This window comes from Amycolatopsis palatopharyngis, assembly GCF_003385185.1.
Taxonomy (GTDB): domain Bacteria; phylum Actinomycetota; class Actinomycetes; order Mycobacteriales; family Pseudonocardiaceae; genus Amycolatopsis; species Amycolatopsis palatopharyngis.
In genome coordinates this window covers 92,912-109,496 of sequence record NZ_PQHZ01000014.1, presented here as the reverse complement: position 1 = coordinate 109,496, position 16,585 = coordinate 92,912, and the positions used below count along the sequence as shown (strand labels likewise).

The 16,585-nt window shown below is 68.4% G+C and carries 19 protein-coding genes; 10 read left to right on the top strand and 9 right to left on the bottom strand.

All coding sequences use genetic code 11. The features are described 5' to 3' along the window. Positions 1-38 precede the first annotated feature (38 nt). From D0C15_RS13685 to D0C15_RS13675, 3 genes are read left to right on the top strand one after another with little or no spacing between them, the layout of a single operon-like run. Positions 39-440, top strand: coding sequence for an acyl-CoA thioesterase (locus D0C15_RS13685; protein ID WP_116044915.1), 402 nt, complete (start codon positions 39-41; stop codon positions 438-440). Further along, complete coding sequence (locus D0C15_RS13680) at positions 433-1,068, top strand: DUF8010 domain-containing protein (protein ID WP_116044912.1); 636 nt, start codon at positions 433-435, stop codon at positions 1,066-1,068. Before D0C15_RS13685 ends, D0C15_RS13680 begins: the two co-directional genes overlap by 8 nt. 51 nt (positions 1,069-1,119) lie before the next feature. Further along, positions 1,120-1,464 carry a hypothetical protein gene (locus D0C15_RS13675; protein ID WP_116044909.1) on the top strand — a complete coding sequence of 115 codons (345 nt, stop codon included), beginning with the start codon at positions 1,120-1,122 and terminating at the stop codon, positions 1,462-1,464. 13 nt (positions 1,465-1,477) lie between these two features. Here D0C15_RS13675 and D0C15_RS13670 read toward each other — a convergent pair whose 3' ends face one another. Then, positions 1,478-2,113, bottom strand: a complete 636-nt coding sequence (locus D0C15_RS13670) for a DUF305 domain-containing protein (RefSeq protein ID WP_116045020.1) — start codon at positions 2,111-2,113, stop codon at positions 1,478-1,480. A gap of 180 nt (positions 2,114-2,293) precedes the next feature. Here D0C15_RS13670 and D0C15_RS13665 point away from each other — a divergent pair, with 180 nt between their 5' ends. Then, the gene (locus D0C15_RS13665; protein WP_116044906.1) at positions 2,294-3,712 is read left to right on the top strand and encodes an LVIVD repeat-containing protein; all 1,419 of its coding nucleotides are present in this window, start codon (positions 2,294-2,296) and stop codon (positions 3,710-3,712) included. Here the strand turns inward: D0C15_RS13665 and D0C15_RS13660 are convergent. The 3 genes from D0C15_RS13660 to D0C15_RS13650 all read right to left on the bottom strand — a co-directional run bounded on the left by D0C15_RS13660 (position 3,675) and on the right by D0C15_RS13650 (position 6,805). Further along, on the bottom strand, positions 3,675-5,336 hold the full coding sequence (locus tag D0C15_RS13660; RefSeq protein WP_116045018.1) for a glycoside hydrolase family 13 protein: 1,662 nt from the start codon (positions 5,334-5,336) through the stop codon (positions 3,675-3,677). The two genes, D0C15_RS13665 and D0C15_RS13660, sit on opposite strands and share 38 nt — an antisense overlap. A gap of 20 nt (positions 5,337-5,356) precedes the next feature. Then, a complete protein-coding gene (locus D0C15_RS13655) occupies positions 5,357-5,758 on the bottom strand; it encodes a globin (RefSeq protein WP_116044903.1) in 402 nt (133 codons plus the stop codon). A 66-nt stretch (positions 5,759-5,824) separates the two neighbouring features. After that, on the bottom strand, positions 5,825-6,805 hold the full coding sequence (locus D0C15_RS13650; RefSeq protein WP_116044900.1) for a mechanosensitive ion channel family protein: 981 nt from the start codon (positions 6,803-6,805) through the stop codon (positions 5,825-5,827). A 220-nt stretch (positions 6,806-7,025) separates the two neighbouring features. Here D0C15_RS13650 and D0C15_RS13645 point away from each other — a divergent pair, with 220 nt between their 5' ends. Next, a complete protein-coding gene (locus D0C15_RS13645; protein ID WP_425455388.1) occupies positions 7,026-7,793 on the top strand; it encodes an HNH endonuclease in 768 nt (255 codons plus the stop codon). A gap of 182 nt (positions 7,794-7,975) precedes the next feature. Here D0C15_RS13645 and D0C15_RS13640 read toward each other — a convergent pair whose 3' ends face one another. Further along, complete coding sequence (locus D0C15_RS13640; RefSeq protein ID WP_116044897.1) at positions 7,976-8,386, bottom strand: hypothetical protein; 411 nt, start codon at positions 8,384-8,386, stop codon at positions 7,976-7,978. A gap of 298 nt (positions 8,387-8,684) precedes the next feature. Here D0C15_RS13640 and ctaJ point away from each other — a divergent pair, with 298 nt between their 5' ends. Both ctaJ and D0C15_RS13630 read left to right on the top strand, forming a co-directional pair. Then, positions 8,685-8,927 carry an aa3-type cytochrome oxidase subunit CtaJ gene (gene ctaJ, locus D0C15_RS13635; RefSeq protein ID WP_116044894.1) on the top strand — a complete coding sequence of 81 codons (243 nt, stop codon included), beginning with the start codon at positions 8,685-8,687 and terminating at the stop codon, positions 8,925-8,927. Further along, on the top strand, positions 8,914-9,408 hold the full coding sequence (locus D0C15_RS13630) for a DUF5130 family protein (RefSeq protein ID WP_245975756.1): 495 nt from the start codon (positions 8,914-8,916) through the stop codon (positions 9,406-9,408). The genes ctaJ and D0C15_RS13630 overlap by 14 nt, the downstream gene beginning before the upstream one ends. A gap of 111 nt (positions 9,409-9,519) precedes the next feature. Here the strand turns inward: D0C15_RS13630 and pepN are convergent, their stop codons facing one another. Further along, complete coding sequence (pepN, locus tag D0C15_RS13625; protein ID WP_116044889.1) at positions 9,520-12,090, bottom strand: aminopeptidase N; 2,571 nt, start codon at positions 12,088-12,090, stop codon at positions 9,520-9,522. Positions 12,091-12,270: 180 nt separating this feature from the next. Here pepN and D0C15_RS13620 point away from each other — a divergent pair, with 180 nt between their 5' ends. Beyond that, positions 12,271-12,900, top strand: coding sequence for a mycothiol-dependent nitroreductase Rv2466c family protein (locus D0C15_RS13620; protein ID WP_116044886.1), 630 nt, complete (start codon positions 12,271-12,273; stop codon positions 12,898-12,900). Here D0C15_RS13620 and D0C15_RS13615 read toward each other — a convergent pair. Continuing rightward, positions 12,893-13,603 carry an MBL fold metallo-hydrolase gene (locus tag D0C15_RS13615; RefSeq protein WP_116044883.1) on the bottom strand — a complete coding sequence of 237 codons (711 nt, stop codon included), beginning with the start codon at positions 13,601-13,603 and terminating at the stop codon, positions 12,893-12,895. The two genes, D0C15_RS13620 and D0C15_RS13615, sit on opposite strands and share 8 nt — an antisense overlap. Continuing rightward, on the bottom strand, positions 13,600-14,394 hold the full coding sequence (locus D0C15_RS13610) for a 2-phosphosulfolactate phosphatase (protein WP_245975754.1): 795 nt from the start codon (positions 14,392-14,394) through the stop codon (positions 13,600-13,602). Before D0C15_RS13610 ends, D0C15_RS13615 begins: the two co-directional genes overlap by 4 nt. A gap of 58 nt (positions 14,395-14,452) precedes the next feature. Here D0C15_RS13610 and D0C15_RS13605 point away from each other — a divergent pair, with 58 nt between their 5' ends. Together D0C15_RS13605 and D0C15_RS13600 are read left to right on the top strand one after the other, a co-directional pair. After that, positions 14,453-14,926 (top strand): ribose-5-phosphate isomerase, encoded by a 474-nt coding sequence (locus tag D0C15_RS13605; protein ID WP_116045011.1) that lies wholly within the window; start codon positions 14,453-14,455, stop codon positions 14,924-14,926. A 4-nt stretch (positions 14,927-14,930) separates the two neighbouring features. After that, on the top strand, positions 14,931-15,740 hold the full coding sequence (locus D0C15_RS13600) for an Fpg/Nei family DNA glycosylase (protein ID WP_116044881.1): 810 nt from the start codon (positions 14,931-14,933) through the stop codon (positions 15,738-15,740). Between the two features lie 19 nt (positions 15,741-15,759). On the opposite strand, the gene D0C15_RS13595 is transcribed toward D0C15_RS13600, so the two are convergent. Continuing rightward, the gene (locus tag D0C15_RS13595) at positions 15,760-16,518 is read right to left on the bottom strand and encodes a hypothetical protein (protein WP_116044877.1); all 759 of its coding nucleotides are present in this window, start codon (positions 16,516-16,518) and stop codon (positions 15,760-15,762) included. Between the last annotated feature and the right edge of the window lie 67 nt (positions 16,519-16,585).

Below are 16,585 nucleotides of genomic sequence, written 5' to 3'. Positions count from 1 at the left end.
CGGGATATGTCACAACGATCCGGCCTCGCTGGTCCGATATGGACGTGTTCGGTCATGTGAACCACGCCAACATGGTGACGCTGCTGGAGGAGGCACGGGTCCCGCTGCTCTTCGGGGACGCCACCCGGCCGGGTCTGCCAGGGTTCGCCGAGGGCATCGTCGTCGTCCGGCTCTCCGTCGACTACCGTGCTCCGGTCGTCGTCAGGGGTGTCGAAGTGCGGGTGGAAATCTCGTTGCGGGAGTTGCGATTCGCCTCGTTCACCCTTGACTACGAAGTCCGTGACGGACTATCCGAAAAGGACACGTTGGCGGTGAGTGCGCAGACCGTGCTCGCGCCATACGACATGCGGACCGGGCGTCCGCGACGGCTCGGCGAGGACGAACGCGAATTCCTCCGGCAACGGCTGGACGAAACCGGCGCAGGAGGTTCCGATGCCTGAACTCCGCATCCCCGATCCGGCGGAGCGCGACACACTGGCCGCATTCGTGGCACGTGCCGTTCGCCTGGACGGGCAGAGCGCTGTCCGGCTCCGCGAACGTGGACAGGGCAGGCTGGAGGCCTGGGTGGCCACGCCTTTCGAGGTGCTGGTCACGCGATCGGTCGCGGGCGAGGTCAGTCCCGCGGACGTGACCGTTTCCGGCAGCGAACTACTCGCGGCACTGACCGTCGCGGGTGGCGAGCGGATGGATCCTGGGCCCGCCCGTGACCTGTTGTGGCAGTCCGAACTTCCCGTGTCCACGCAATGGCAGCCGGTGGACGAGCTGCCGGCCACGGTGGTCGCAGGTCTCACCGATCGGGGAGTGGCGCTGGCGCGGGAGCACGTCGGCCCGCACGGCACGCCGCCCGCCTCGCTGATGGATCAGACCGTGCTCACGGTGACCGGGGACAACGTGGAGATCAAGGTGCCGATGCGGTGCCTGTTCGCGCTGTCCGGCATGGGCTTCGTGGATTCCTCCCTGCCGGGTGATGTGGTCCGGGTGACCGCGACCGAATCCTGGATGCGCCTGGACGCCAGGTACGGCGCGGTGTTGCGCCGTCGCCACGCCCTGCTGCCACTACTGTTCTGAGTGCCGGATCCGGGGCGATCCCGGGCGCGGACCCGACGGGGAGGCAGGGACATGGCCACTGACGAGGGACACCAGGGAGAACGGCGACCCGACGACGACCCGACAGCGGAGTTCCTCGCGGCCGTGCGGCCGGAGGTCACGCCCTGGCGGGTGGATCGTCCGAGTGCCGGGCAGGACAGCGGCGAACTCGTCCCCGGCGACGATCCGCGACCGGAGCGGTGGCAACCGGCCAGGGCGGTGGCCCGAGCGGCAGGGCGAACAGCCCCGTTCGTCCAGGGTGCGACCTTTGGCGTACTCGCTGCCGGCGCGGTCGCGGACAGCGAGGAGGACGAGCCCGGACAGTCGATCGACAGCGGCGACAACGGGTTCGATCTCGGCGGCACGGGCGGCGGCTGACCGTCCGCGCCGGTTACTCGCCCCGGATCGCCCGCATCCGCTCGATCTCGGCCATCTGCCCGGCGACGACGTCCTGCGCCATCTCGATCGCCCGCGGCTGAATTCCGTCGGCGAGCTCCTGCTCGGCCATGGTCAGTGCGCCCTCGTGATGAGTGATCATCAGATCCAGGAACCGCTGGTCGAACTCGGCTCCGGTGGCTGTCCGCAACGCGGCCATCTGCTCCGGAGTCGCCATCCCCGGCATCAGTTCGTGCGCGCCGTGCTCGCCATGCCCGTCCGGTCCGCCATGGCGGGAAAGCCAGTCACGCATCATCGCGATCTCGGCTTCCTGCACGTCCGCGATCCGGCCCGCGAGTGCGTGCACCCGTTGGTCGGCGGCCCTTCGCTCGACGAGGCCGGTCATGGTGAGCGCCTGCTCGTGATGCGGGATCATCATCGTCACGTAGCGGAGGTCGGCTTCGGTGGCCGCGTCCTGTCGAGGCTTACCTGATGCGGGCACGGTGGTGAGCCGTGCCTGCTCGCCAGGGCCGCCCGGGACCAGCACAGGTGCGGCGGGCTCGGCCGACGACTCGGGCTCGGCGCCGGTGCAGCCGCCGAGTGTCAGTACGGCAAGACAGCCCAAAGCCGTAACGGGGGCGGAGAATCGCATGCGGTCAGCGAACAGCGCGCGACAGGTGAAAGTCAATCGGCGGTATCCCATCGCCGGTCGTGATACCCCCATTCGTCGCTTTCTTCCGTACGGCGCAACCGGAATACTCGGCGCAACCGGTCCGGTCGAGAGGAGTCAGCCATCGTGAGCGACGTTCGTAGGACTCGCCGCTTGTCCCGGATGCTTCTCGCGGCCGTGGCGGCCTCGGGGTTGCTCGTGTCCGGTGTGCTCAGCGCGCCGGCGGTCACCGCCGAGCAGGAGCAGGGCAGCGAGTCGGACGGCACCCCCGGTGTGGACGAGATCGTGCACAGCCCCAACCTTCGGCAGATCGCGCATCTGCCGAAGCAGGCTCCGTTCGACAATCCGGACGCGGTCGGTACCGACATCGCGTTCACCGGAGGGCACGCAATCGTCGGCAACTACGACGGTTTCGTCATCTACGACGTGCGCATCCCGTTCCGGCCACGCATCGTCAGCCAGGTGCTCTGCCCCGGCGGGCAGAACGATGTCTCCGTGCACGGAGACCTACTGTTCCTCTCGACGGATTACCCGCGCAGCAACGATTCCTGCACCAGCGAGGCAGTGCCCGGGTCGACCCCGACCGCGTGGGAGGGGATCAAGATCTTCGACGTCAGCGACCTCTCCGCGCCGCGATATGTGTCCTCCATCCGCACCGACTGCGGTTCGCACACCAACAGTTTCGTTCCCGGCAAGCAGGGGACGGTCTACATCTACGTGTCGTCGTACTCGCCTGCCGCGCAGTTGCCGAACTGCCAGCCTCCGCACGACAAGATCTCCATCATCGAGGTCCCGCTCCGCGCGCCCGAGCGGGCCGAGGTCGTCGCCACACCGGTGCTCTTTCCGGACGGCGGCAACGCCGGAGGCCCGAACCCGGACGGCACGCGGCGATCGGCCACCACCGGATGCCACGACCTGACGGCGTACCCGACGAAAAACCTGATGGCCGGGGCCTGTATGGGTGACGGTGTTCTGATCGACATCGAGGACCGTCTCAGGCCAAGGGTTATCGAGCGGGTCCAGGACAACGTCAACTTCGCCTTCTGGCACAGCGCCACCTTCAACAACGAAGGCACGAAGGTCATCTTCACCGACGAACTCGGTGGCGGCGGCCTGGCGACCTGCAACGAGAAATTCGGCCCGACCCGCGGTGCCGACGGCATCTACGACATAGTCGGCGAAGGGGACGACAGGGAGCTGGAGTTCCGCAGTTACTTCAAGATTCCCCGGCACCAGACCGACACCGAGAACTGCGTGGCGCACAACGGTTCGCTGATCCCGGTGCGTGGACGCGACATCATGGTCCAGTCCTGGTACCAGGGCGGCATCTCGGTATGGGACTTCACCGACTCGGCCAACCCCAAGGAGATCGCCTACTGGGAGCGCGGCCCCCTGTCGGAGACCGAGCGAGTGGGCGGCGGTTCCTGGTCGGCGTACTACTACAACGGCTACATCTACTCCTCGGACCTCACCAAGGGCCTCGACGTCCTGTCGATCAACGATCCGAGGACCGCTCGGGCGAAGGCCGTCCGCTACGACGAGTTCAACCCGCAGAGCCAGCCGCACTACGGCCGGCGCTGACGCCGGCCGCCGGCCCGACGAGCCAGGCTGCCGCGTCCGGCGGCAGCATCCCGTCGCGCAGGGGCGCGCTGGACAGGAGTACCTCGCCCGGTGGCAGTGCGACCGGGGAGGCCGAGGTGTTCAGCGCGCAGATCAACCCACCAGGACGCCTGCGTAACGCGAAGCAGCCCGCAGGAGCGCCGTACCATTCGACGTCGTCGCCCGAGCAGGCCGGATGCTGCTGGCGTAGTTCGATCGCCCGCCGGTACAGCGACAGCGTCGACTCGGTGTCCTCGAGCTGCGCCTCGACGGTCAGTTCGGCCCAGTCCGCCGGGGCGGGTAACCATGAGCGGCCGGTGCTGGAGAACCCGAATGGTGCTTCGGTGCCCTCCCACGGCAGCGGGACACGTGCCCCGTCGCGACCGCGGTCCGTGGCATCCTCGTGCAGCGCGCGGGGGTCGGTGAGTGCCTCGTCGGGCAGTTCGACGTTGCCGAGTCCGAGTTCCTCGCCGTTGTACAGGTAGACCGCCCCTGGCAGGGCCAGCTGCACCAGCGCCATCGCCCGTGCCCGCTCCAGCCCCTGACGCCCGCCCCCGTACCTGCTGACCTGTCGCCAGACGTCGTGATTGGACAGTGTCCAGGTCGGTGGCGCTCCCGCGGTCGCGGCAGCGGCAAGGGAACGTTCGATCGTCGCCTGCACGGCGTCGGCGTCGAAGTGGGTGAGGACCAGCCGGAAGTTGAACCCCAGGTGCAGTTCGTCCGGCCGTAGATAGTGCGCGAGCCGGTCGTCGTCCATCGTCCAGATCTCGCCGACCGCCATCGTCGACGGGTATTCGTCGAGCACCTTGCGGATCATCCGGTGGATCTCGTGCACGCCGTCGTCGTCGAACCTGGGGTCGAAGAACTCACCGGTCGCGAAGGCCTTGGCAGCGCGGAGGTCCATGTCGGGCAGCGCGGCCGGCTTCGCCATGCCGTGGGCCACGTCGATCCGGAACCCATCGACCCCACGATCCAGCCAGAACCGCAGCGTTCGTTCCAGATCCGCCTTGACCTCGGGGTTGGCCCAGTTCAAGTCCGGTTGCCGGGAACCGAACAGGTGCAGGTACCACTGTCCGTCCTCGAGCCTGGTCCAAGCCGGTCCACCGAACATGCTGACCCAGTTGTTGGGTGGCGTCGTACCGTCCGCGCCGGTGCCGTCCCGGAAGATGTAGCGGTCGCGCTCCGGGCTGCCCGGTTCCGCCGCGAGCGCGGCGGTGAACCACTCGTGTTCGTCGCTGGTGTGGTTCGGCACCACGTCGATGGTGACCTTGATGCCGTGCCGATGCGCGTCGGCCACCAGGGCGTCGAAGGTGGCCAGGTCACCGAACAGGGGATCCACCGCGCGGGGGTCGGCGACGTCGTAGCCGTGATCGGCCATCGGTGACCGGTAGAAGGGGGTGAGCCAGAGTGCGTCGACGCCGAGCAGTTCCAGATAGCCGAGCCGGTTACGCAGCCCTTCCAGATCGCCGACTCCGTCGCCGTCGGAGTCGGCGAACGACCGCACGTAAACCTGGTAGAAGACGCAGTCCCGCCACCAGTCCGTACCGTTCTGATCCTCCGCGCCGGGCTCCGCCGCCCGGCGTGCGCGGCGCGCTGCTTCGGTCATCCTGAGCTCGATCGCACCCGTCACGTCCAGCTGTTCATCATCGAATGGGCGGCCATCTCCAGGTAGTTCCAGAGTTGCTGCCGGTAGGGCTCTTCGAGACCGGCCTCATCCACCGCGATACGCATCGCCCGCAGCCAGGCGTCCCGCTCGATCGGGCCGATGGAGAACGGGGCGTGCCGCATCCGCAGCCGGGGGTGGCCGCGCTGGTCGGAGTAGGTGTGCGGGCCGCCCCAGTACTGCATCAGGAACAGGCGCAGCCGATCCTCCGCAGGGCCGAGGTCCTCCTCCGGGTAGAGGGGCCGCAACACCTCGTCGTCGGCCACCTCGGCGTAGAACCGAGCGACGATCTTGCGGAACGTCGGCTCGCCACCGACGGCCTCGAAGAAGCTCTGCGGGTCGGCATCTGCCGGTTGGCTCGTCACGTCTGCCACATCTCCATCTTGCCTTCAGTGGTGGGTGGGTCGCGAACGGGGAACGAACTCGCCGCTCTAGTTGCCGTTCTGCGGGTTCATGTACAGCCTTCCGAGGGGCGGCTGGAAACCGGCTTCCTCGAGCGCGGTCATGATCCTGGCGCGCAGGGCACGCTGCACGGCCCACTGCTTGCCGGGCCTGACCTTGACGGTCAGCCGGAGCTGGATTCCTTCGGGTGTCACGCTTTCGACACCGAGTACCTGCGGCGGTTCCATGATGTCGGGGGCGATCGAGTCGCTCGCGGCGGCCTCCATCGCCACCTTGCCGAGCACATCGGTGGCGCGGGTCACATCGGTGTTGTAGCTCAGCGGAATGTCCACCAGCGCGACCGCGAAGCCCTGGCTGGAGTTGCCGACCCGAAGGATCTCGCCGTTGCGGACGTACCAGACCGTACCGTTGATGTCGCGCAGCGTGGTGATGCGCAGTCCGACCGCCTCGACCTCGCCGATCGCCTCACCCACGTCCACGATGTCACCGACGCCGTACTGGTCCTCGAGCATCATGAAGATTCCGGACAGGAAGTCGCGGACGAGATTCTGCGCACCGAACCCGAGTGCGACACCCACGATTCCTGCCGAGGCGATGATGGGGCCGAGGTTGATCCCCAGTTCGCCGAGGATCAGCACGAACGCGAGTCCGTAGACGATGAAGGTCGTGACCGACTTCAGTACTGAGCCGATCGTCCTGGCACGCTGCCGCCTGCGCTCGATGACCAGCGGACCGAGCATCTCCGGCGCCCGGTCGCGCAGTGGCCGCAGGAGAGTGGGCAGCTTGCCGGAGTCGTCCACGGGGATCGTCGTCACCCGGTGGATCAGCTTGCGCGCGACCAGCCGGACGAGGAATGCGATGACCAGGATCAACAGGATGCGCAGCGGCTTGGCGACCAGCCAGTCCGCCGACCCCGCGAGCCACTCGTTGTTCGTCAGCGTATAGACCTGCGCGCACCAGGTACCTGTCTCGTTGATGCAGGCCGGTGGCTCGCTGAGCAACTCGATCACGGCGAGGCGCACTCCTTTCCGGCTGAATGGTTGGGCAACGGTGTTGACACCCCGGCACAACCGTACTTCGCTCGGCCGCCGAGCCTGACGCTGCGGTGACGATGACGACAGACAGGAGTCGGCCGAAATTTACCGAACTGTCCGTGACACGTGAGCGAACGCGCGTGCGTTCCAGGGGTGATCTGTGGTCGACTATGGCTGCACCTGTGGAGGTGGTCGAGTGCCAGACCGACAACCCAGCCCTCGTGGCGCTCCGAGTCTCGTCGAGACCGGGCGGGCGCCCGAGGTCGTGTTGTGTTCGACAACGTCTTCCGTGTCTGCCGCGCCGTCCGGGGCTGCCGAGCCGCGCAACGGTGGGCTCGACGCCAACGGGCCGCCGTTGCGGGCGAGTCGAATCCCGCGAGGGCACCGGCGTTCCCGGGAGGCGCATTCCGGCTCTACCGGGACTTCGGGGTCTGGGCCACCCGTGCTCTGGGGCAAGCGCCGGGTCCTGCTGCTCAACGCCACTTTCGAGCCATTGACGGCGCTACCACTGCGCAGGGCGATCGTCCTCGTCATCTGCGGGAAGGCGGAGGTGGTCCATGGTGACCCCTCAGGCCTGACTCTGCACGCCGCGACGGTGGCTGTTCCGGTGCCGTCGGTGATCAGGCTGAGTAACTACGTGCGCGTACCGTATCGGGCCCAGGTGCCGCTGACCCGCGCGGGGCTGATGCACCGGGACAGGTACCGCTGCGCTTACTGCGGCAGCAGGGCGGAGACCGTCGACCATGTCGTTCCGCGCAGCCGCGGTGGCCCGCACACCTGGGAGAACTGCGTCGCCTGTTGCGCGAAGTGCAACCATCGCAAGGCCGACAAACTGCTGGCCGAACTGGGCTGGCGGTTACGTATCGTGCCGCGCGCACCACATGGACCGCACTGGCGGCTGCTCGTGCACTCGACGGAGTCGGATCCGCTGTGGCACCAGTACCTCGGCGTACCCGCAGCCTGAGTGCCCGCCGCCTGACTCGGACGTGAATCGAGCCGGAAGAAAGAGGACCTCGGCGGCCCAGCCGCGATAGTGCCGGTGGCGGCGGCTGGGCGGGCCGATGTGCGTCCTGGGGTACTCGCCGTTCGACGAGGTACCCGTCTATTCGTGTTTCCCGGTGTCCGCTGCTCGGGAGCGGAGCCGGCTCAGGCCGCCAGTGCGAACTCGGACCTGGCGCTGGTGACGCGAGTGCCCGCGGTGACCCTGGTGCCGCGGGTGACCCTGGTGCCCCTGGTGACGCGGGTACCGGCGGTGACGCGAGTGCCCGCCGTGACGCGGGTGCCCCTGGTGACCCTGGTGCCGCGCGTGACTCGGGTTCCGCAGGTGACGCGGGTCCCGCAGGTGACCCTGGTGCCGCGGGTGACCCTGGTGCCCCTGGTGACGCGGGTACCGGCGGTGACGCGAGTGCCCGCCGTGACGCGCGTGCCCCTGGTGACCCTGGTGCCCCGGGTCACCCTGGTGCCGGCCGTGACCCTGGTGCCGCGTTCGGTGCAGACCTCCGACGGTGACGGAGTGGTGTCGACGATCGCCTGGGTAGGTGGCTGGGTGATGTGCATAGTGAGTCCTCCCGGGACCGGTGTGTCACTTATTAGGGACGAGGAGCTGGGCGCAAGGCCCGTACAGGTGAAAAAACTACGAGCATTTCACTCGGGGAACAAGACAACGTCGATGGGTGCCGCCGCCCGTACGTTGAGTTGCAACCTTTCGCGCACACTGCTTCACCTCAACGTGGGATCGGACGCGTGGCAGTCGGCGGACGGGCCCTTTTCGGCGTCTAACGGTCGGATGTGGACATAGGTACGGCAAAGTGCGGCGCGCGGACCTCGGCTGGGCCGATCGGATACGCTTCGCGACGTGAATATGGTCGAGACGATTCTGGTCTTCGCGCTGATCCCGCTCGCCATTTATGGTGCGGTCAGCCTGGCCACGCTGAGGTCCAAGTTCTCCGGTGCGCAGCGCTACCGGCCGGGTCAGCCGTGGGAGTACCCGCCACAGTGGTGGAGTGCCAACCCGGAGGGCGTCGGGACAGCTCGCATTCAGCCCGATTCGGACGGTACGGGCACGACGGCACGGGGAGGCGCTCGTGGCAACTGGTGAGATGACACATTCCGCGAGTGCGGCCCGAATCGACGAGGCGGACCTCGAAGCGGGTGCGGCCATTACGGCAAGTGGCCGTATTTCGCAGGCCAAAATGTACGAACCCGATACTCCATCTGGCCCATTCACCCCGATGCAGCTGTCCAGGCTGGACGAGGCACTGACTCTGTCCAGCCGCGAGACGGGGCTGGACTTCAGTGTCTACCTCGGTGAGCTCGGCGAGGACAGCCGGGAGGCCGCGGAGGCGCTGCACGAGTCAATCGGGCAGGCTGCCTCGCGTTCCGTGCTGATCGCGGTGTCGCCCGGCGAACGTGTCGTCGAGGTGGTCACGGGCGCGGACGCACACCACCGCCTCCCCGACCGCGGCGCCAAGCTCGCGGTGATGAGCATGGTCGCCTCGTTCAAGGAGGGTGACCTGGTCGGCGGGCTTGTCAGCGGCCTCCGGATGATGACCGACCAGGCGGGCCCTGTCCCGGCCTGACCAGGCTTCGGCCAGGCACAGTGCCCATGAGTGCCGTGTTGAGGGCTCGCGCTGGACTGGATGCCCCCAGCACGGCACTGGGGGCATCCAGCCCAGCTCGGGCGAACCGGGTCAGCTCTGGTCGAACTCGCGGGCTGCGAGTGCGCGGACGATCCCCGCGCGACCTTCGGAGACCAGCCTGCGCAGCGAAGCCGGTCGGTCGCCGGTCAGCCACTCGTCAGCGGCCTGCACGGTCGACTTCGCCACCGCCCATGCCGGGAAGAGTCCCACCACGGTCGGTTGCGCGCGCTCGCTGGAGCGCCGCTGCCACACCTCGTCGATCACCGCGAAGTAGCGCTGGACGTACCCGCCCGCACTGAGCAGCGGCTTCTGTCCTGGGTGCGCGAACCCGGCGATGAGTGCGTCGCTGACGGCGTTGGGCAGCTCGTCGTCGTACACCGCCCGCTGCCACGCGTCGGCCTTGGCCTCCTCGGTCGGACGTAGCGCCCTGCACCGCTCGGCGTGCCTGCGCCCCGCGGCCGTGTCGTCGCGAGCCTGCTCGGCGTCGATCTCCTCCGCTCCGGCCCGGCCGTGCGCCACGAGCGCGTGCAGCAGCCGCCACCGCAGGTCCGTGTCGACGGTCAGCCCTTCCAGCGGCGCGGATCCATCCAGCCAGCCGGCCACTGCCTTGAGTGCCTCGTCGTCGAGCACCGATCCGGTCAGGGAGTTCACGAAGGCCAGCTGGTGGTCGGACCCGGCGTCGGCGGAGCGGACCAGCTCCAGCAGCCGGGCGGTGAAGGCCGGCCAGCCATGCTGTTTGGCCCAGCTCTCCTCGGCGTAGGAGTTGAGTGCGGTCTGGGCCTGCAGCAGCAGCCGCTGCACCACGCCGACCTCGGTCTCGCCGTGCACTCCGCGCATGACGAGGGTGACGAAGTCCCGAGCCTTCAGCTCCGCCTCACGGGTCATCTCCCATGCTGCCGACCAGCACAGCGTGCGGGGGAGCGGCTCGGTGATGTCGGCGATCCGGTCGATCAGCGTCGCCAGCGACCCCATGTCCAGCCGCATCGTGCAGTAGGTGAGGTCATCGTCGTTGACCAGTACGAGCTTGCCCGCCTTCGTGCCGACGAGTGCGGGCACCTCGGTCCGCTCGCCGTCGACGTCGAGTTCGACGCGCTCGGTTCGCACCAGCTTGCCGTCGCCGTTCTCGTCGTAGACGCCGATGGCCACCCGGTGGGTGCGCAGCTCGCCCTCGCCCGGCTTGGCGCCGGTCTGGGTGACGGCGAAGGAGGTGAACTCACCGTTCTCCCCGACCTCGAACCTGGGGGTGAGTGAGTTCAGCCCGGTCGTCTCCAGCCACTGGGCGCTCCACCAGGACAGGTCCCGGCCGGAGGCCTCCTCGAGCGCGGTGAGCAGATCGGCCAGCGTCGCGTTGCCCCATGCGTGTTTGGTGAAGTACATCCGTAGCGCGGACAGGAAGTTGTCCAGGCCCACGTAGGCCACCAGCTGCTTGAGCACACTTGCGCCCTTGGCGTAGGTGATCCCGTCGAAGTTCACCTCCACCGCCTGCAGATCCACGATGTCCGCGGCGATGGGGTGAGTGGACGGCAGCTGGTCCTGACGGTAGGCCCAGGACTTCTCGATGTTGGCGAAGCTGGTCCAGGCGTGCTTGTACTCGGTCGCCTCCGCCTGGGCCAGGACGCTGGCGAAGGTCGCGAAGGACTCGTTCAGCCACAGGTCGTCCCACCAGCGCATGGTCACCAGGTCGCCGAACCACATATGCGCCATCTCGTGCAGCAGCGTCTCGGCCCTGCGCTCGTAGGCGTAGCGGGTGACGCGGCTGCGGAACACGTAGTCCTCGAGGAACGTGACGGCTCCGGCGTTCTCCATCGCGCCCGCGTTGAACTCCGGCACGAACAGCTGGTCGTACTTCGAGAACGGGTAGGTCGTGCCGAAGCTCTTGTGATAGAAGCCGAAACCCTGCTTGGTCTCGGTGAACAGCCGCTCGGCGTCCATGAACTCGGCGAGCGAGGTGCGGCAGTAGATGCCGAGCGGGATCGTCGAGTGCTCGTCGGTGTAGGTGTCGCGCCACTCCGCGTACGGCCCCGCGATCAGCGCGACCAGGTAGGTGGAGATGGGCTCGGTCTCGGCGAACACCGTCCGCACCGCACCCTCGGCGGTGTCTTCGGCGGATTCGGCCAGCGCATTGGAGATGACCTTCCAGTCCTTCGGCGCCACGACCGTGAGGCGGTACCCGGACTTGAGATCCGGCTGGTCGAAACAGGCGAACATGCGCTTCGCGTCAGCCGTCTCGAACTGGGTGTAGAGGTAGACGCCGTCGTCCACGGGATCGACGAACCGGTGCAGTCCCTCGCCGGTGTTCATGAACCGGCAGTCGGCCTCGACGACGAGCTCGTTCGAATCCGCGAGGTCCGGCAGTTCGATGCCGTTGTCCTCCACGTAACCGGACACGTCGAGCGCGGTTCCGTTCAGCGTGGCCGACCGGACGTCCGCCGCGACGATATCGACCCATGAGCTCTCGCCCGGCCGGGAGCTGGTGAACCGGATGGTCGTCCGTGAATCGAAGGTCTTCTCGCCAGGACCGCCACGGCCGTCGGTGAGGTCGAGTTCGATGTCGTAGGACCGGACGTCCAGGAGTTCGGCGCGGTGTGAGGCTTGCTCACGGGTCAGGTTTGGGGCGGGCACGGGCACCTCGGCTGCTGGTAGCGGTTGTCGGTTGCATCTGCTTCCTGGCATCCAATCATGAGCGGGCCGATACTGACGACGGGGAATGCCGGCCAGGGAACAAGGGCGGTTCGGGTGCTGTTGGTCGCTGTGAGGGCACGTTTCGCCGTCTGGCGAGCAATCACAACCAGGGAGAACCCGATGACGACAGGTCAGCACGCAGCCGCACCGACGCGAGTGGACTTCTACTTCGACCCCGCGTGTCCCTTCGCCTGGATCACCTCTCGCTGGATCCTGGAGGTGGAGCAGCAGCGGGATCTGGACCTGCGATTCCGGATCATGAGCCTGTCGGTGCTGAACGAGGGGCGTGCGGACCTGCCCGAGGAGTACCGGGAGTTGCTGAGCAAGGCATGGGGACCGGTACGGGTGGCCATCGCGTTGTCGCAGAAGCTCGGCGAGGAGTCGCTGCGCGACTTCTACACGGCGGTCGGTACGCGCATTCACAACCAGGGGAACAAGGATTACCGGGCGGCCGTCGTCGAGGCGCTCGCGGAGATCGGTGCGCCGGCCGAACTGGCCGAGGCGGCCGACTCCACCGACTTCGACGAGGCGGTGCGGGGGAGCCACCACGAGGGTATGGACCCGGTCGGGATGGACGTCGGCACTCCGACCCTGCACATCGACGGTGTCGCGTTCTTCGGTCCGGTGCTGACCTCGATCCCGCGTGGCGAGGACGCGGTGAAGGTGTTCGACGGCGCCCGGCTGCTCGCGGGTTACCAGGACTTCTTCGAGCTGAAGCGGACGCGGACCGGTGAGCTGAACTTCAACTGAGTTCGCGGAGTTCGTCGCGCTGCCGGGAGACGAACTCCGCGTCGACGGGGTCGCCGTGCCCGGGCACGATCGTGTCCGGGCCCAGCTGCAGCAGCAGATCGAGCGCGTCCGGCCAGGTCGCGGGGTGGGCATCGGAGCCGATCGAGGGTGGCGCGCCCTGCTCGACCAGGTCGCCCGCGAACAGCACGTTCGTGTCCCGCACGTGGACGGCGACGTCGTGGTCGGTGTGTGCCGGGCCGGGGTGCAGCAGCACCGCGGCCCGGCCGCCGAGGTCGAGTTCGGTCCGGTGGGTGAACACCTCGGTGGGCAGTACGAGTTGCGCCGCTTCGAGGAGCAGGGCGAGGTCGTCCTCGCCCTCGCGGCGGTAACGCTCGGCCCAGGCCCCGCGGATCTGCTCGGCGGATTCCACGAGCACGTCGCGACAGCGGGTGTGCGCCCAGACCGGGCAGGGCAGGAACGCCGCCGTGCCGAAGAAGTGGTCGAAGTGGGCGTGGGTGATCACCACCGTCCACGGCAGGTCGGTGATCTCCCGTACCGCCGCCGCGAACTCGGCGCCGAAGGCCTCGTCGCTGCCGGTGTCGATCACCAGACAGCGCTCGTCGCCGACGACCAGTCCCAGTGTCTGGTCGAGTTCGGTGTATCTGCGGGCGTAGGTGCGATCCGCCACCTCGACCCAGCGTCCAGGTCGTCGCGTCGGCGTCACCGGGCCGCCACGTTCTGGAAGGCACCGTCGACGAGGTACGGCGCGACCTGCGAGCGGTTCACCGCGATCGCCAGCTCCACGTCGCCGCGGTGACCGCCGTTGATGAGCTCCTTGCCAGAGGCCGAACCGGCTACGACGGCGCCGACGTCCGGCCCGGCCGCGCGGAAGGCGCGGGCCGCCTGTGCCGCTTCCGGTGACGGCCGCTCGAGGCCGAGCGCGATCAGGGCGTCCACGATCGCCCCCGCTCCGAGGTGGTCCTCCACGCACGGCCGTAGTGGTCCGACGGTTCCTGGCTCGGCGAGGATGTCCACGCCCCAACGCTCACCGGCGGCGATCACTCCGACTGGCTCGCCCTTCGCCACCGCCCTGGCCAGTTCGGCGACCGCCTTCGCGTTGCGCAGGCAGCCGGTCAGCACTTTCGCCCCCGTGTCCGCGGCTGTCGCGCACAGGGTGGCGCCGTTGGGGGAGGGCAGTGCGAGCAGCGTTCCCGGCGGCGTGCGCAACACCGAGGTCGGCCGCAGGGCGTGACCGTCGTCGTCGTACAGCGCGGCACCCGCGGTCGCCGCTGTCTCGGTCGCGGCCTTACCGCCCCACGGCAGCGGAAGTACCCGGCTCCCGCGCATCAGGGCCAGATCCACTGTGGTGGAGAAGGACAACACGTCGACCACCACCAGCACCGCGCACTCGTCGGCGAGTGCCGAGACCCCCTCGGCGCTCCACTCCAGCCGGATGTCGTGGCCCCCCTGACCGAAGATGTCCAGGTCCCACAGTTTGTGCCCGAGTACGTCCACGTCACAAGGATGCCGGGCGGCCGCCGGCGTGGATAACGGGGATGGCAGACTGCGCGCCGTGCGTGTCTATCTGGGATCCGACCATGCCGGCTTCGAACTCAAGAACCACCTTGTGGCCCACCTGCGCGAGCAGGGGCACGAGGTCACCGACATCGGTCCGCATGTCTACGACGCGGCCGACGACTACCCGGCCTTCTGCATCGAAACCGCCCGCCAGGTCGTCGCGGACGAGGGCAGCCTCGGCGTGGTGATCGGCGGGTCGGGCAACGGCGAGCAGATCGCCGCGAACAAGGTTCGGGGTGCGCGCGCTGGGCTGGCCTGGAGTACGGAGATCGCTCGCCTGACCAGGGAGCACAACCACGCCCAGCTGATCGGTGTCGGCGCCCGGATGCACACGGCCGAGGAGGCGACCGAGATCGTCGAGGCGTTCCTGGCGACGCCGCCCTCGCCGGAGGATCGGCACGTGCGCAGGGTGGACCAGCTGCTCGACTACGAGCGCACGGGCAACCCGCCGCCGCTGCCCGCTACCTGAGCGGATGCCTGAAGGGCACACCCTGCACCGGCTTGCCCGGTTGCACCGGCGCCGCTTCGCTGGGGCCGAGGTGGGGGTGGCGAGCCCACAGGGCAGATTCGCCGCCGAGGCAGCGGTACTGGACGGGCAGGTGCTGCGTGGCGCTGAGGCGCACGGCAAGCACCTGTTCCACGACTACGGCGAGCGCGGTGTGGTGCATGTGCACCTCGGTCTCTACGGTGCGTTCACCGAGGCGCCGCTGCCGGTGACCGCGCCAGTCGGGCAGGTACGGATGCGCCTCGTCGGCCGTAGCCACTGGACTGACCTGCGTGGGCCGACGCGCTGTGAGCTGCTCGACGAGGCACAGGTCGACGCGATAAGGGCGCGGCTGGGTCCGGATCCGCTCCGCCGCGATGCTCGCCCGGATGAGGCCTGGGAACGAATCTCGCGGTCCCGAAGCTCGGTGGCGGCGCTGCTGATGGATCAGTCGGTGCTCGCGGGTGTCGGAAATGTGTACCGAGCGGAGGTGCTCTTCCGGCACGGGGTCGCCCCGATGCTGCCCGGCAGGTCGTTGGACCGGTCGCTGTGGACTGGCATCTGGGCCGACCTGGTGGTGCTCATGCGGGCGGGTGTGCGGACCGGGCGGATCGACACCGTCGCCGATGAGCACCTGCCGGAGGCCACCGGCCGAGCGCCACGGCAGGATCGGCACGGTGGCGAGGTCTATGTCTACCGGCGTGCGAGCCTGCCCTGTCTGGTGTGCGGCACACCGGTGGAGCACGCCGTCCTGGCCGCCAGGAACCTGTACTGGTGTCCGGTCTGCCAGCCGGCGTGATCAACCCGGTGGGGCCGGCTCAGAAGCCGCCGTCGAAGCCGCCGAAGTCCATGCCGCCACCCATGTCACCCATGTCACCGCCCATGTCTCCGCCGTCGGCACCGCCGCCGTCACCCGCATCTGCGCCGTCGGCACCGGCGTCGGCCGGGTCCATCGAGGCTTCGGCGGGAACTCCGGCCATACCCGAGAACATCGCGCTGAACAGCAGCATCGAACCCATGCCCCAGGCACCGGCTACGAGCGCGGGCTTCCACCACGGCTCGCTGTACCAGCCCTGCGGCACCGGACGCCCCGCGACCCGGCCGCCGGGGTAGTAGTGCGGGGTGTTCTGGCCTGGCTCGGGCGACGCCTCGTAGGTCCGGCCCTCGACGTCGACCGAGCGGTGCTCGCTGACGGCGCCCGCCCGTTCGCGTTCCACATCGGTGGGTAGTTCCGGGCCTGGGTCCATGCCCATGGCGGTCCTGGCTGCCCGGACGTAGTAGAGGCCCTCCAGTGCGGTCTCCCGCACCAGTCGCGCCTGTTCGACGGTCTCGGCCTGCTCCATCTGTGAGCCTGCGGCGTTGTAACGCTCCGCCGCGTCGGCGACCGCCTGCTGGGACGCGGTGTCGGTGCCGGTCAGGTTCAGTACCTGGCCGCCGAGGCGCTCCAGCCAGCGCCGTGCTTCTGCCTTCGCGTCGTCCAGCGTGCGCTGTTTCGAGGCCGCGTGCGATCGCAGAAGGTACACCGCACCCACGACGACGAGGGCAACCAGCACGATCATCACGATCGCCGTATCCATTGACTCACACTCCGGTTGCTCGGCTCCCTGAAACCGGACAACGAGAACAGGCGGCGATCAGTTCCCG